Here is a 14,088-nt window from a genome sequence, read left to right as displayed (position 1 = left end):
CCTACCGCACTCAACACCAATGTGCCTCCACCGCGGCCGCTACGCGCTCAGAAACGGTTCTTGAACACCGAATAGCCGTCCTCGGCGTTCACCACGGTTCCGTTGATGGCGTTCGACTCCGAGGACGCCAGGAACGCGACGACGTCCGCGATCTCGGATGGCTCGGTCAGGCGGTCCCGCAGCTGTTCCGCGGCAAAGATCCGGTTCTGCTCCTCGGTGAACTGAGACAAGATCGGAGTGCGCACTCGACCGGGAGCAACAGCTACGACTCGGATGTCGTAGGGCGCCAACTCGAAGGCCGCGGACCGTGTGAACGAAATGACAGCCGCCTTGCTGGCGCTGTAGGTGAACACCAGATCAGCAGCACTGTAACCGTAGATCGACGCGGTATTGATGATCACCCCACCCGACTTCTGCCGAACGAATTGTCGGGCCGCGGCCAGGATTCCGTGATACACACCGGTCTGATTGATCGCAATGACCGGATCGTAGTCGCGGGTCGGGTCGTGTTCGATCAGCGGTCGACCCACCCCGATTCCCGCGTTGTTGAACATCACGTCGAGCTGCCCGAACCGTTCCACGGTGCCGGTGACCAACTGCTGCACATCTTCAAAGGATCTGACGTCGACCGGGATTGCGTGAACCGTCGCCCCCCAGCCCGCGTCCGTCGCCTTGTCGACAAGCTCCGCCGAACCCTCCTCATCGACATCGGCAATCACTACCCGGAACCCGTTTTCGAGCAGTTTCCAGACCGTCGCCTCCCCGATACCGCTCGCCCCACCGGTGACGATGACAACTTTTCCCGAATGTTCCTGATTCACACGATTTCCCTTGCGACAGTGGATCTTGGCAAATAGCACGACAGGCGCGCCTTGGAAGCCCCTCCCGGGCGACGCCGAAAACGGTACATCGAGCTGATCCGCTGGAAAACGCAATTTTTGTTTGCTTCAAACCCACGATTTCGGCGTTTACAAAGGCTGTGTCGCGGGTCACCCTTAATGGGCTGAGCGTGACGTTCACCCATGCGCTTCCAGTGCTTGACACGTCGCTAGATCTGATTCAACAGAATGCGCGAAGAAGGTCTCAACCATTGTTCGACGTGTGAATCGAAAATCGGATAAACAGGAGAAAAATGACCATCTCGACCCCCGGCATTATTAATCCGTCCTCCACACCCGCAGGATTCCCCGAGTTCCTCCACATCGCTTCCGACGATTTCCCCGAAGCCGAGGACTGGTACGGAGACCACGGAGTCAACTTCAAGCTGCTGTTCGCCCACGTCGAAAAGGCAGTCTTCGCCGTCCGAATCCGATTTGCCGCCGGGGTCCAGCTCGCCACCCACGCCCACACCGGCACGGTCTACGCCTTCACGCTCAAGGGCAGCTGGCGCTATCTCGAGTATGACGACGCGCCGGCAAACACCGCAGGATCATTCCTGTTCGAACCGCCCGGATCCAGGCACACCCTCAAGGTGGCCGACGACGCCGAAGAAACCGATGTCTTCTTCATCATCGAAGGAGCGATGCTGATCCTCGACGACAAACAGAACGTCGTCGCCGTCTTCGACGCGGCCAGTACCTTCCGGGACTATCCCGAGCATCTCCGCGCCCAAGGTAAGCCTGTCCCCGAAGTCCTCTACGGCGGCTTCACGAACTACCGCAGCTGACCCGACCGCGGCGACCCCCTTCCTGACGGGGACTCCGCTCGAACTGAAGCGGCGTTCTGCGGCCAACACTCGGTGCTGGCATCATCCACGCATTCGGACGCCCAGATCACAGAGCGCCGACCCCGCAATACGTCCGAGCCTTTTGTTCCGCAGCACAATCGCGCCGCAACGCGTGCGTCCCCGTCCCGCGATACGCGCACCCCCGACACGCCTGCCGGTAGGTAGTCCACATCGCGCGAGAGATGCCGTACACATGGAAGAAGTTCGATGACAACGATTTACTCCGACAGAGCCGTTCCTGAACAAATTCCGGCGGAAGAGTGGCAAGCCCGGCTCGAACTAGCCGCCACCTTCCGGCTGCTCGCGCAGCTCGGATGGGGTGAGATGATCTTCAACCACATCTCACTTCGTGTTCCCGGCGAGACCGTGACATATCTGATGAACCCGTTTGGCCTCATGTATGAGGAGGTCACGGCCTCGAGCCTCATCAAGGTCGACCTCGACGGGAACTTAGTCGGTGACAGCTCATACTCGGCCAACCCCGCCGGCTTCCGCTTCCACGGGGCCATCCACCGCACAGTGCCCGACGCGCACTGCGTGATGCACACCCACACCACGGCTGGATCCGCTGTGGCATGCCTGGACGAGGGCTTGTCACCGGACAACTTCTACGCCGCACAAATCGCTGACGCGGTCGCCTACCACGAGTTCGAGGGCATCACCGTCCGCGACGGCGAAGTACCGCGCATGCTCGCCGCTCTCGGAAACAAACCTCTGCTGATCCTGCGTAATCACGGACTGCTCGCACACGGCCCGTCGCTGGGGGTCGCGTTCTATCGCCTCTGGGTGCTCAACCGCGCGTGTGAGATCCAACTCGCCGCCCAGTCCACCGGCCGGCCGCTCCAGCCGGTCAGCGCATCCGCCGCACAAGTGAGTTCCCGGGTCGCACGAAGTTTCGTCGCTCCCGGTCGCGGAGCAGAACAGTTGATGTTCGATGCACTGCTGCGCAAGGTCCACCGCGACGATCCCAGTTTCGCCCAATAGGCACTTGTTGTGGTGCAGGACCGGCTGTCGCTGGAGCGAATCACGCCAGGCCATCGATACTCCACCGTGGGGGCAGCAGCCGGCCTGTTACGGCCAACCCGAAACATCGGTGACCGATTCCCCGACTCTGCATGAATGGGATCAGTTCGGATCCCACGGTGATCGCTCGAGGCTGCTGAGCTAATCGAGAACCTGGTCGACGGCGGTGGTCGGAATACGGAAGTCTTCGCCCTCCGAGGCCCGGAGACGGTCGCGTACGTAGGCCAGCATGACGAGTTCACGCTTGAGTTCTGCTGTGGTTCGGTCGCTCACGGTCTCATCCTGCCCTGGGGGGCGGTGATCAGAACCGTGCCTCTCGGCGGCTTCGAAAGAGCGCTGGAAACTCGGAATTCGTGGCCAGCGCACCAATTCAGGGGACATGCCGTCACCGCCGGTCAGCGCCATATGCTGCCGGATCGATCGTCGGTCGGACGAATCGCCGTCACCCCGCCGGCCGGGTATCGGCGGCCCGTACCCTTGCCCCATGTCCGCTGATCCCGGCAGCATCCGCCCCGACACCGACAAGGCGCTGCCAAACCTGGCCACCGGTGACGTCGTGGTGGATCCGCACACCATCACGGCGCCGGCACGCACCGGAACGGACATCGAGCTGCGGATCCACACCTCCATCGCACCGTTCGACGTCGCGGCCGAGGAGTGGTTCCCGGCCGCGGCCGGGTTCGCGGTCACGGTCCTCGTGCACACCGTCGACGCGCAGACGGGCCGGCCACGGTATCTGCGCCCCGCGGAGCCCGCCGAGTGGGCGCGGGCGATCTTCTCGACCGCCGACGGCGCGCACGGGTACTTCCTCGGTGCTGTCGACCCGGACACCGGTATCCATCGACACGGGCAGCTCGCGTACCGCCTCTATCTCGACACCGACCGCCGGGCACTTCCCGTGCCTCGACAGATGGTCACCTGCCCGCACTATCTACTCTCTGCCATCGACGGCCGAGAGCAGATCACCATTCCCACGACGGCCTGACCCAGCCGGGCCGGCTGGGTCAGGAATCCTCTACGAGGACATCTCCGGAATACGGCCCCGCGTCGGAGATTTCGTACTACGCCTCACCGAAGCGGGAAGCAGCCTCGAGTTTGGCGGACAAGGCCGGTTCGGAGCCACCCGCCGCCCGTCTACTCCGCGAGGAGCCTGAACATACGTCTTCGGCTGCCGATCAAAAGCGATAGCTGGAGCGGCCGTTGTTCACCAAGAAAACGACCCTCACGATGCCACCGACGATGAGACCCAGGACCGCGATACTGATCAACAGCCGGAACAGGGCCTCGAGCAATTCTCCTCGGCTGTGCAAATCGCTGAACACGACCGTAATCGCCGAGATGAAAACCACGACCGAGGGAACGGCGCCCACCAAGAAACGGAGCCGCGATGCGTTGCTGTAGTAGGGGTCCCCGAACACGGTATCGGCAGCTCTGATCGCCGGGTAGAACGCGGCGGTGCTGACCAGAGCACCGAGTAAGCAGATCGCGCCCGCCACCTGTGAGATGCTGCTGTGGCGGCTCAGATCCCTCAGGGCTATTGCCAGGACCCGGATCGAGGCCACCCACAAGACGGCGGCGAGCGGCCACAGCCACCACCAGCCCTCGCCGAGTTTCCAGTAGGCGGTGCGGGCGGCGAACACGGCCACCGCACCGACAAGCACGGCCAGCAGCAGCGTCGCCCATCCGCCCAGCCAGCCCCAGGCAGTCCAGTTCGTCAGATGCAGATTCTCGGCCGCCGGAGCGTCGAAGAAGTTCATATGTATTCCTCCCCTTACTTTTTCACTTCGCTTCGATCGCGTGGGATGCCCGCAGCGATCCCCCGTGCAGACACAGGTGTCGCATTCCCCGGCTGCAGCGTCGGCAGCGTACCCAGGCGCTCGGACATGCAGCTGGATTCGTGGCGGTCACGGCGGCGGCGCCCAGGTTGCACGGACCACCGGGAGCAGCGACACACCACTTTCGTCCTGGAAGCAGATCCACGCACCTCGGCGCCGCGCAATTTTTTTATCCGCGGCCACTCGTTCTCGCGCCAGGCGACGATGGCATCCTCGTCGCGTTCGACTGCCCGACGTGCGGGCCGCTGCCGGCTCCACCCGAGCCGGGTCCGCAGGATCGTCCACGTCTGAGTTGGTTATTCGCATGGCCTGCGAATACCACCACCGGGCGGAAAGGCTCCGCCACTACCGCGGGGGTGCAGTCCCACAGTGTCCGCTCCTATGGTGACGGGGCGAACCGCCGTGGTGCAGCATCGGTGTCCCGTTATTCATTTCCAGCACCAACCGCCACCGCATCCACCGGTTGCGAATTCGCGCAACCAGAGGATCGGGTGTGGCCGGCGCGTGGCGATCATGGACGCCTCAACGTGCAGCTGCTGCGACGGCTGGATCTGGATCCGGAACGGCTGGCACGGAAATGAGCACGGTGACGACGGGTTCGGTGATTCGGTGCAGCGCGGACACCAGCCCGTCGACCGTGTCGGTGACCGCCGCGATGTAGGCGTCGGGGCGGATGACCCACACCTCGCCGGGCTTCGCGTCCAAGGCGGCGGTGAGGACGCCGGTTCCGTCGATCTCCGACAGCCGGACGAGGCGGATCGGCGTGTGCACCGCTGCGAGTGCCGCGCTGCGGATCGCGTCGACGTCCACGCCGTCACCCGCGAGAAGCAGGATGCCGTGCCGGGCGATGTCGCGGAGCCGGCTGCCGGCACCGCCGCGCAGCGTCACCGGGGTGTCGGGCACGAGGATTCCCGGCGCGGCGGCCGGGGTGCAGCCACGCTCGGGGCGCCCGGCGAAGGGTCGTTCCGGATCGGTTGTGGTCAAGGGTGATTCGATGTACCAGAACGGCTCGGCGAGACGCCCACTGTCGACGTGTGCCCGTGCGTGCGGGTCGGTGACCGCCGCAGTGAGCACGTCGTGCCGGTGCCGGTGCTGGTCCTCGGACTGCGGGACGAGGAAATCCATCGTCGCCGTGGTGACCGCGATGTTCTCGACGGCCGCCGCGTGCCGCTCGGTGTGGTACGTCTCGAGCAGCGACTCGTCGGCCCAGCCCCGCAGGACGAATGCGAGCTTCCACGCGGCGTTCTCGGCGTCGGCGACACCGGAATTCAGGCCGCGCGCCCCGAACGGGGACACGATGTGCGCGGCGTCGCCGGCGAGCAGCACCCGGTCGACGCGCATCCGGTTCGCGACCCGGGAGTGGAAGCGGTACACCGATTTCCACACGATCCGGTAGTCGGTGTCGCCGATGATCTTCCGAATCCGCGCGTCCAGCGCACCCGACTTCTCCTCGGCCTCGAGGTCGTACTCGCCGGGCACCTGCCAGTCGATGCGGAACGTCGAGTCCGGGCACGGGTGGATGAGCACCTGCCTGCCCGGGTTCCACTCTGGGTCGAAGTAGAAGCGGCGCTCGTCGGCCCAGCCCGGAATGTCGGCGGCGATGTCGCAGATCAGGAACTTGTCGTCGAACGAACGACCGTCGAACGTGACACCCAGCTGCCGCCGGATCGCGCTGCCCCGCGACCCCACGGCCACCACCGCGTAGTCCGAGGTGACGGTCTCCTCCCCGGAGCCGGTGCGGCAGGTGATGGTCACGCCGGTCTCGTCCTGATCCACGGACGTGGCCTGGTATCCCCACCGAACGTCGATCGACGGCGTGGCCGCGATCCGCTCGTCGAGCAGTTCCTCGGTTCGTGCCTGGGAGATGTTGACGAACGGCGGGAACGACGAGATGCCGCGGTCGACGAACGTCTGCGCGAACAGTTCGTGGTCGCGGTGGAAGGTGCGGGCGCACCCCCACGTCACGCCCTCGTCGGCCAGCTGCCTGCCGACGCCGATCGCGTCCCACATCTCGAGGACGTCCCGCTGCTGGCAGATGGCTTTCGATCCGATCGGGTCACGCTCGGCCCGTGCATCGAGCAAAGTCACCGGTATTCCCCAGCGCGCCAGCAGCAACGCCGTCGTCTGCCCCACCGGGCCGTTGCCCACGACGGTGACCGTGCCGCCGCGGGTGTGTCGTCTTCCCATGGTCCTCGCCTTGTCAGTGTGAAACGGTGACGGATGTCAGCCCTGTGAAACGGTGACGGACGTCAGCCCTGCAACTGGTCCCAGACCTCGCGGTCACGTTCGGCGGTCCAGATGACGGGCCGTTCGATGCCCGACAGTTCGTCCCACACGCGGGAGACGTCGAAGGGGAGGCAGTGTTCGAAGATCGGCCAGTGCCCGTACTGCTCGTTCAGTGCGGCGTGGGTGGCATCGAACGCCTCCTTCAGGGTGCCGCCGCGCTGCTGCACCGCCCCGACCTCGGCCAGCATGACCTCGATGAAGTGGCGGGTCTGCTCGATGGCGGCGTCGACGGCGTCCCGCCCGTGGGAGACGGCGCCGCGTCCGCCGATCAGGACCTCCGCGTCGAGCGCCTTGATCGCATCGAGGGTGCCGGTGGACCAGTCGCGGTGGAAGGCGTCGCCAGTGTAGAGCGCGGCTTGCGCCTCCACGAGGTCGCCGGCGAACAGAATCTTCTGTTTCGGCAGCCACGCGGTGATGTCGCCCTCGGTGTGCCCGCGGCCGAAGTGCTGGAGCACGAGGTCGCCGCGTCCGCCGCCGAGGTCGATGGTGAGTTTGTCGGCGAACGTCAGGGTGGGCCACGTCAGTCCGGGCACCGAGTCGGCGGCCTTGGCCAGGCGCGGCATGCGGCCGAATTCGCTTGCCCAGTCTTCCTTTCCGCGTTCCTCGATGAGGGCACGGGTGGTCTCGTGCGAGACGATGGTCTCGGCGTCGAACGCGGACGCACCGAGCACGCGGACGGCGTGGTAGTGCGAGAGCACCAGGTACCGGACCGGCTTGTCGGTGTGCTCGCGCAGCTTGCGCAGCCAGTCCTGCGCGGCCACCGGGGTGGCGAGCGCCTCGAAGCAGACGACGAAGTCCTCGCCCTCGATGGCACCGATGTTGGGATCCCCCTCGGCGGTCAGCGCATAGACGCCGTCCGCCAGCACTTCGAGGGTCTGTTCCTTCTCCCCCAGGTCCGCCGAGGATGCGAAGGATGTTGTCGCCATGGAAACCACCTCATTAGTCAAAGCATTGATCATCTTGTCCGTCCAATGTAACCGCCCTCACAGAAAAAGCAAAGCTTTGATCATTTCGCGGCGGATCGGCGCTATCGTCACAGCCATGACCTCGACAACTCCGCCCGCCGACGAACTCGACTTCCTGTCCTTCGTCGATTTCGCCGTGAAGCAGACGGCCGCGGAACTGCCCGAGGTCGACCCCGTCTCCATGCGCCTGGTCCTCGCACTCCACCGGGTGACCAGCGCCCTGGTGTACGACCTCGAGTCGAGCGTCCACCGGCCCAGTGGGTGGAGCTGGCCCGGCTTCCGGGTGATGTTCGTGTTGTGGCTCGTCGGCCCCTGCGAGTCCAAACGGGTCGCCCAGTTGTCCGGCATGAGTCGTGCGGCCGTGTCCGCCCTGGTCAATACCCTCGAGCGGGACGGACTGCTGAGGAAGGAAACATCAACCGCCGACCGGCGAGCGGTCCAGCTGAGCCTCACCGACGCCGGGCACGACGCGATCGTCAGCACATACACCGTGCACAACCAGCGGGAGCAGCAGTGGACGGACTCGCTCACCGAGCCCGAGCGCCTCGTGCTCATCGGACTCTTGGAGAAGCTGGCCTCGGGTGCCGCAGCGCAGTCGGCCGTCCGACGATGAAAGGCGTTGGCGAAGGAGTGACAGTTGACGTCAGCATCGAGGGCGGCGGACAGTGAAGGTTCCCGTTTCCGGGAGATGATCGGATCCAGTTGAGCGCGAGAGCCGCGAAGAACTCGGCATGGAAACGGTGTGAAAGAGCCGACGGTCCCCGCAGTGAAGGCGGCGTCGTTCGGGATCCTTCCGCAGACCGTTTCGCTCGATGATCGCGCCGGTCATTCAATTGCGACGCCCGCCGTCCGCGACCTGGGCAGGGCCTGTATCTCTGGGGCCGTCCGCTCGACGAGTAACGCCATTTCGTATCCGACCTGTCGTAAGTGGCATTCGACGGTTGCAAGGACCGCGAGTTGCGAGCCGTCTCCGACACTCATGAGTAGTAGGTACCCGTTCGGCATTTCAACTACCGATTGGGCGACCATGCCGCGGTCGAACAGATCGGCTGCTCCAGCGGCCAGACTCGCGAGCCCCGCTGCCACGGCGGCGAGTTGGGTCGCCCGAGCGTCGGGAAGGCGGTCGTTTGCTGCCATGAGCAGACCGTCCGTCGATACCAGCACTGCGTGCACGACTCGAGGAACGTCGTGAACGAAGTTCGACACGAGCCAGTCCAGGGCACGATCTGGTGCTGGATGCATATGATCCGATCCTTTCAAATTTCATTCGGGAATGGCGTGTTTGGAGGTTTGGAGCGCGATCCGTCCAGCCTGGATACCTCTGTGGTGGGCGTCGAGATTCGCGCGGATCGAGTCAGGATTGCGTGACTTCTTCCCGGAAGGCGCCGGGCTGGGTATCGCGCCGGGAACCAGCCTTGCTCTCGGGACGCGCTGTGGAAGTCCGACTTCGGTGACGCCGGTGACCGAACTCTCTGCGGCGTGGCGTGCTGCGGACCAGCCAAGGTCCGCTGTCGAGATCCACTCGCTGCTGTTGTTTTCTGCGGGTGTGGTGGGGTCCGTCAGCCATTCCGACACCATCCCTAGGTAGATTGGGGTGGTTTCTGTGCCGTCCGGATCGGCGGGAAGAACGGGCGTTGCAGATGGAATCGGGTGTCTAGAAAGCAGGTGCTGTGCTGGCGGCGACAGCAGCGGATGTCCGATATCGTCGGATCCACGAGCAGGGGTATGCCAGGTATGCGGTCCGGGTCCTCGTCTCATCGCGGCTTCGAAGTTGAACGTCTCCGTGGCACTGGGCACGTCGTTGCCGATGACTTGAGGACTGAATGGCGCCGGGGGTGTCTTCGTTCTGGTGAAGTACTGCAGCGGCGTGTCCGGTTCGGTCACCGAGACATGCAGGGAACTTGGAATTTTCAGGCTGGCGGTGATTCCGGCGTGGCGGGCGGTGTCCGAGGTCGGGCGCAAGTGCACGGTGATGCCGTGGCGGGTGGCGAGTTGGGCGACCACGAATAGGCCCATGTGCCGGGTGGTGTCAGGTGTGGGGTCGGTTGGTTCGGTGAGCCTCGCATTGAGCGGTTCGAGATCCGTCCGGGTGATTCCGATGCCGTGGTCAATTACCGAGATGGTCGTTCCGCCCTCGATCGTGCGGGTGAAGTCGATTGTCACAGTGCTCTGCGGTGGCGACGCCCGCAGCGCGTTGTCGATGATCTCGGCAAGCATGTGCACTAGATCAATCGCCGGGATGCCGGTCAGCGCACCGCCCGGGGCCGTCTGCAACCGCACTCGTTCGTAGTGTTCGACCTCGGATATCGCGGCCCGTACGACGTCGCCGAGTGCAAGAGGCCCGGTTCGGCCACGGCGGTCAGCGTGACCGGCCAAGATCAGCAGGTTCTCGCCGTTGCGGCGGAGCCGTGCCGCCAGGTGATCGAGACGGAAGAGATGCTCGAGCCGATCGGGTTCGCGTTCATCGAATTCGAGCTTCTCGATTAGCTCGAGCTGGAGGTCGACAAGCGACTTATTTCTGCGCGCGAGGGTCTCGAACATGCTGCGGGTCTGCAGTCGCATGTGCGCCTGCTCCCCGGCCAGGCGCAGCGCCTGATCGTGGATGTCGTCTACGGCGCGCGCGAGTTGGCCGAGTTCTTCGTCGGTTCGCAGGTCCAGGCGGCGAATCTCGGTGTCGGGTTCGTCGCCGATTTTAATGCGGGCGATGGCCGCCGGGAGTTCGTGGTGGGCGATGTGCAAGGCGCCGGCACGCAGTCGCCGCATCGGGGTTAGAAGCGACGATGCGACGAGTACTGCTACTAGGACTCCACCGAGCAATAGTGCTGCTACCAAGGCGCTGTCGCGCCACGCCGCTGCTCGCAGGGCCGCAGATCTCGAGGAAATATTCTCGCGTAGCGCGGTTGAGGTCGTGATGACGGCGCCGGTGTAGGCGGTGACGGAGGTGAACAATGACTGTTTGAGGTCGTCGAGTGTGGCGAGGTCGGGTTCACGGTTTTTCGACCGATTCAACAGGTCTGTCCGGTGGGCGATCTCGGCGTCGATGACTGTGATGTTGGGGTCTCCGGCCGGGTAGCGTTGAGCTGGGGCCTCGAGTAGCGCTGCTTCCGCACGTAGTGTCCCCCTGAAAGTTCCTATTTCGTCGTCTGATGGCGTCGTCGATTCCCGGCGCATGATTGCGGTGAGCTCGACGACGGACAGGCCCTGCTCGAACAGAGTTTTTTGGGCAGCCCACATGTCGGCGAGTTGCTGAGCCTGCGTCGCGATTTCGGAATCGGTGATCGGGTCGATGATCGACCCGACGACCTGAGACAGTGCGATGCGAATGGTGTTTCGCTGTCCTGTCAACATCTCCGTCTGTGTCGGCCCGGACTTCGCTTGTGCGCTCAGCGCTCTTGCTTCACTGATCGCTTCAGCGAGCGACTGGGACGCGCGGGGATCGAGCGCGGTTCGGGGTGCTGCGGCGGGTGTGGCGATGGCGTCGTCGAGCCTGTCGATCATTTTCCGCGGTGACCGTGCGTTGCGCGAGGGTACCCGCCACGATTGCAGCGTTATTGTCCAGGTCGACAAGTTCGGGCAGCAGTTTAACCTGCGCGGACATGTCGGCGAAGGTTGCCGATTCCGTCAGCGTTGTGTGGGCCCGCAACCCACCCAGTGTGACCGCGACTGCGAGAGGAACGCTCAGGACGACTGTGACCTTCCACCGCAGAGGCCATTTGGATATCCGCCATTGAGTCCGCAGCATGTGGTGGCCGCGCATCAGTCGCGCCGGCTCGTTCTCTGGGTGCTGGACCGGTTCACTGTCACCAGTTCACCGGCTGCCGTTGTCGACGACGGGGACCGCGCTTACGCTCTCGTCTCGGGGACTGCCGTGCCGCCACTCGGGCGGTGCCGGGTAGGCGTCGGCAAACCGCTCGGCTGTTTCGTTGCTGAGCTGGCCCTCACCGACGACTTGCCACAACCGCTCGCTGAATCGGGAGGTATTCATCCCAAACCGCAAGAACGTTTCCTCCCCTGATGCCCCACCGTAGGGGGCCCACCGTCGGGCGAACTCGGCGAAGTCCTCCGCCTCCGCGGTGAGCGGCACGTACCCCCTGCCGACGCAGCCAGGTCTGATGCCGGCGGACTCTGTGCCGCCGAAACATCCGTCGATGCCCGTCGGTGCTCGTCGATGGTTCTGCCAGTGAGGTCGATACTGTCGCGGCGAGGGAACTGGTGGAGACAGACGCATGATTCATTGCGGAATCTTTCCGAGAATACGGCAGAATGGAGACGCCGAGTTGATTACCGTGTTCGTTGAGTTTGGTGGTGTGATCGTTCGTCCATCGGCAGCCTCCAATCTCCCGACCACCCGACCGGTTACTCCCCGATGACGGGCAGGATCAGCGCGATCCGCAGCTTCGAGTCGATTTCCTGCCCGAGGGCGAGGGACTGATCCAACAGCGGACCCAGAGTCTGTACCTTGCCGTCGGCGTCGGCGAGGGTCTGCACGATCTGCTCGGCGGGCACGGCGGCGGCGTTGGCCTGGTCCGTGGCCGCGGCACCGGCGTCGATGATGCCGCCCAGCGGGGTTCGGCGGACTTCAAGGCGTCACCGAGTGATGCCAGCTGGGTGCCGAGATCGCCCAGTGTCTGGTCGGCGCGGGTCAGGGAATCGAGGACTCCCACCACCTCGGGCAGGCCCTGGTTGATGGCGGCGTTGGCGGGAGGAAGTTCTTTCGCACCCGCCAGTGCGTCGTTGGTGGTCTTGTCCACTGTTTGCGCTTGTACCACACCGTCTTTGAAGAGGTCGTTGGTGATGGCGAGGTCCCGTGTGACGATCAAGATGCCACACAGGAGCGCGATGGTGAAGGCTGCGGCAATTGCCCAGGAGAGCCGAAACATCGTCTGTGTTCTGCCTTTCACTCGTGTGCGGCCGGGTGGCCGCGTCGAGCGTTACGGGGTGGGAGTGGTTGCGACACCGAGTGCTGGGAGGTTCAGCGAGTTGACCGGTGGTCCGACTACTGCGAGAAGCGGACCCATTTCCTGGACGTGAAGATTCAGAAAGCGACTGCACCGTGCTGGTGCGTGTGACCGCGTGAAACCGGTGCCAGGCCCTGTTGGACGCGATCCTGGCCGTCGTGGCCGACCCCAACGTCCCAGACGAGCGGGTCGGTGGGCTGATTCGCGGGGGGAAGGTCGGGTGGGAGCGGATACTCGGCGCGCACGCCACCGCCCCGCCCCGGTTGCCGCGCGATCACGGCCTCCTGGCCGCCTTGGACGGCTCCTACGGGTATTTGCGGCAGGTCACGCCGCACGTGTTGGAGGCGGTGCGGTTCGCCGGTGGCACCGCGGCGACGGAACTGCTGGCGGCGGTAGACATCCTGCGGGAACTCAACGCCACCGGCGCCCGCAAGGTGCCCGCCCGACGCGGCGCCGTCGGGGTTCGTTCCGGTCAGATACACCACGTCCTCATGCACGTAGAGATCGACGCCGAGCACGAGGGCGACCGCTAACGGACGCATTTCCTGAACAGGGCGACGACCGAGCCCCCGACAGTGTCATGCTGGTGCGTTCTGCAATTGTGTTTTCTCGGCTGACTTCTCTGCCGCTCGCCGTTTCTTCTCCGGGGTGGAGAGTTTCGGGTCCGGGGCGATGCGTTCCTGTGTGAACATGATGGTCTTCATCGTCTTCATCACCGCCCACTGGGCGAATTTGCTCGGGTACGGCAGGCGGTGCACCCGGTGCGCGGGTTCGTCGAGCAGGGCGAGGATGATCGTGCGGCCCAGGCCTTTCAGTGGTCCCTTGAACCAGCGTTCGTCGAACTGCTGGAGGAGGTGCTCGCAGGCGAGGGCACCTTCCTCGGAGTGCTCCCAGGGCAGGTTCTCGTAGTAGTCCAGGTGGTCGAGCATTCCCTGGAAGGTGGGGGGGAAACCGGTGATGTCACCGTTCTCGCTGATGAAGAACTTCGCGATTTCGTTCCAGTATTTCTGGCATGCGATCTGCTGGTTCTCGGTGTATCCCGGGAGGCCGAGGCGCAGCCGCAGCCTGTGCATGTCGGCGCCGATCCAGCACATCGTGTACACGAATTCGTCGTTGTTGGCGAAGTGACCGGGCATCTGCCGGGCGTATTTCATGTGCAGGTTGTTGACCTGGCGGATCGACTGCTGCGTCTGGATGTCAGAGGGGCCGAACTCGAACCACTTCCAGAAGTGGTTCATGGTGTCGGTCTCGCGTTTCTGATGTTCGAGGATCACTTTTCCGTGGCCACCGCGGGA

The 14,088-nt window shown here is 64.4% G+C and carries 14 protein-coding genes and 2 pseudogenes; 5 read left to right on the top strand and 11 right to left on the bottom strand.

Annotated elements, in window-relative coordinates:
* Nucleotides 1-47 precede the first annotated feature (47 nt).
* The gene (locus tag ACH49N_RS37745) at nt 48-821 is read right to left on the bottom strand and encodes an SDR family oxidoreductase (protein WP_358278334.1); all 774 of its coding nucleotides are present in this window, start codon (nt 819-821) and stop codon (nt 48-50) included.
* A 311-nt stretch (nt 822-1,132) separates the two neighbouring features.
* On the opposite strand from ACH49N_RS37745, the gene ACH49N_RS37740 reads away from it, so the two are divergent.
* Together ACH49N_RS37740 and ACH49N_RS37735 are read left to right on the top strand one after the other, a co-directional pair.
* Nucleotides 1,133-1,666, top strand: a complete 534-nt coding sequence (locus ACH49N_RS37740) for a 2,4'-dihydroxyacetophenone dioxygenase family protein (protein WP_358278332.1) — start codon at nt 1,133-1,135, stop codon at nt 1,664-1,666.
* A gap of 267 nt (nt 1,667-1,933) precedes the next feature.
* Entirely contained in the window at nt 1,934-2,710 is a 777-nt protein-coding gene (locus ACH49N_RS37735; protein ID WP_358278330.1) for a class II aldolase/adducin family protein, read from the top strand.
* 180 nt (nt 2,711-2,890) lie between these two features.
* On the opposite strand, the gene ACH49N_RS37730 is transcribed toward ACH49N_RS37735, so the two are convergent.
* Nucleotides 2,891-3,022 carry a hypothetical protein gene (locus ACH49N_RS37730; protein ID WP_358278328.1) on the bottom strand — a complete coding sequence of 44 codons (132 nt, stop codon included), beginning with the start codon at nt 3,020-3,022 and terminating at the stop codon, nt 2,891-2,893.
* A gap of 211 nt (nt 3,023-3,233) precedes the next feature.
* Here ACH49N_RS37730 and ACH49N_RS37725 point away from each other — a divergent pair, with 211 nt between their 5' ends.
* The gene (locus tag ACH49N_RS37725) at nt 3,234-3,734 is read left to right on the top strand and encodes an N-formylglutamate amidohydrolase (RefSeq protein WP_358278326.1); all 501 of its coding nucleotides are present in this window, start codon (nt 3,234-3,236) and stop codon (nt 3,732-3,734) included.
* A gap of 190 nt (nt 3,735-3,924) precedes the next feature.
* Here the strand turns inward: ACH49N_RS37725 and ACH49N_RS37720 are convergent, their stop codons facing one another.
* The 4 genes from ACH49N_RS37720 to ACH49N_RS37705 all read right to left on the bottom strand — a co-directional run bounded on the left by ACH49N_RS37720 (nt 3,925) and on the right by ACH49N_RS37705 (nt 7,796).
* Entirely contained in the window at nt 3,925-4,506 is a 582-nt protein-coding gene (locus ACH49N_RS37720; RefSeq protein WP_358278324.1) for a hypothetical protein, read from the bottom strand.
* 14 nt (nt 4,507-4,520) lie between these two features.
* Nucleotides 4,521-4,859, bottom strand: a complete 339-nt coding sequence (locus ACH49N_RS37715; protein WP_358278360.1) for a winged helix-turn-helix domain-containing protein — start codon at nt 4,857-4,859, stop codon at nt 4,521-4,523.
* 247 nt (nt 4,860-5,106) lie between these two features.
* A complete protein-coding gene (locus ACH49N_RS37710) occupies nt 5,107-6,771 on the bottom strand; it encodes an FAD-dependent monooxygenase (RefSeq protein ID WP_358278322.1) in 1,665 nt (554 codons plus the stop codon).
* A gap of 62 nt (nt 6,772-6,833) precedes the next feature.
* Nucleotides 6,834-7,796, bottom strand: coding sequence for an MBL fold metallo-hydrolase (locus ACH49N_RS37705; protein WP_358278320.1), 963 nt, complete (start codon nt 7,794-7,796; stop codon nt 6,834-6,836).
* Between the two features lie 115 nt (nt 7,797-7,911).
* On the opposite strand from ACH49N_RS37705, the gene ACH49N_RS37700 reads away from it, so the two are divergent.
* Complete coding sequence (locus tag ACH49N_RS37700; RefSeq protein ID WP_358278318.1) at nt 7,912-8,448, top strand: MarR family transcriptional regulator; 537 nt, start codon at nt 7,912-7,914, stop codon at nt 8,446-8,448.
* A gap of 212 nt (nt 8,449-8,660) precedes the next feature.
* Here the strand turns inward: ACH49N_RS37700 and ACH49N_RS37695 are convergent, their stop codons facing one another.
* From ACH49N_RS37695 to ACH49N_RS37680, 4 genes and pseudogenes are all read right to left on the bottom strand, one after another.
* On the bottom strand, nt 8,661-9,077 hold the full coding sequence (locus ACH49N_RS37695) for a roadblock/LC7 domain-containing protein (RefSeq protein WP_358278316.1): 417 nt from the start codon (nt 9,075-9,077) through the stop codon (nt 8,661-8,663).
* Between the two features lie 21 nt (nt 9,078-9,098).
* Nucleotides 9,099-11,333, bottom strand: coding sequence for an ATP-binding protein (locus tag ACH49N_RS37690; protein ID WP_358278315.1), 2,235 nt, complete (start codon nt 11,331-11,333; stop codon nt 9,099-9,101).
* A gap of 310 nt (nt 11,334-11,643) precedes the next feature.
* Nucleotides 11,644-11,919, bottom strand: a complete 276-nt coding sequence (locus ACH49N_RS37685) for a hypothetical protein (protein WP_358278313.1) — start codon at nt 11,917-11,919, stop codon at nt 11,644-11,646.
* 272 nt (nt 11,920-12,191) lie between these two features.
* Nucleotides 12,192-12,715, bottom strand: a pseudogene (locus ACH49N_RS37680) (hypothetical protein).
* 206 nt (nt 12,716-12,921) lie between these two features.
* Here ACH49N_RS37680 and ACH49N_RS37675 point away from each other — a divergent pair.
* Nucleotides 12,922-13,273 (top strand): annotated as a pseudogene (locus ACH49N_RS37675) (Tn3 family transposase); the annotation flags it as partial.
* Nucleotides 13,274-13,371: 98 nt separating this feature from the next.
* On the opposite strand, the gene ACH49N_RS37670 reads toward ACH49N_RS37675, so the two are convergent.
* Nucleotides 13,372-14,088, bottom strand: a 717-nt coding sequence (locus ACH49N_RS37670) for a hypothetical protein (protein WP_358278312.1), incomplete at its 5' end; no start/stop codon positions are given.

The organism is Rhodococcus sp. NPDC019647, assembly GCF_044389235.1.
GTDB classification, from domain to species: domain Bacteria; phylum Actinomycetota; class Actinomycetes; order Mycobacteriales; family Mycobacteriaceae; genus Rhodococcus_F; species Rhodococcus_F oxybenzonivorans.
This window is presented reverse-complemented; position numbering and strand designations above follow the sequence as displayed.

Bases quoted from the DNA above. Each gene is read 5' to 3' on its own strand.
- ACH49N_RS37740 (WP_358278332.1), top strand. From the start codon at position 1,133: ATGACCATCTCGACCCCCGGCATTATTAATCCGTCCTCCACACCCGCA.
- ACH49N_RS37735 (WP_358278330.1), top strand. From the start codon at position 1,934: ATGACAACGATTTACTCCGACAGAGCCGTTCCTGAACAAATTCCGGCG.
- ACH49N_RS37725 (WP_358278326.1), top strand. From the start codon at position 3,234: ATGTCCGCTGATCCCGGCAGCATCCGCCCCGACACCGACAAGGCGCTG.
- ACH49N_RS37720 (WP_358278324.1), bottom strand. From the start codon at position 4,506: ATGAACTTCTTCGACGCTCCGGCGGCCGAGAATCTGCATCTGACGAAC.
- ACH49N_RS37710 (WP_358278322.1), bottom strand. From the start codon at position 6,771: ATGGGAAGACGACACACCCGCGGCGGCACGGTCACCGTCGTGGGCAAC.
- ACH49N_RS37705 (WP_358278320.1), bottom strand. From the start codon at position 7,796: ATGGCGACAACATCCTTCGCATCCTCGGCGGACCTGGGGGAGAAGGAA.
- ACH49N_RS37700 (WP_358278318.1), top strand. From the start codon at position 7,912: ATGACCTCGACAACTCCGCCCGCCGACGAACTCGACTTCCTGTCCTTC.
- ACH49N_RS37695 (WP_358278316.1), bottom strand. From the start codon at position 9,077: ATGCATCCAGCACCAGATCGTGCCCTGGACTGGCTCGTGTCGAACTTC.
- ACH49N_RS37690 (WP_358278315.1), bottom strand. From the start codon at position 11,333: ATGATCGACAGGCTCGACGACGCCATCGCCACACCCGCCGCAGCACCC.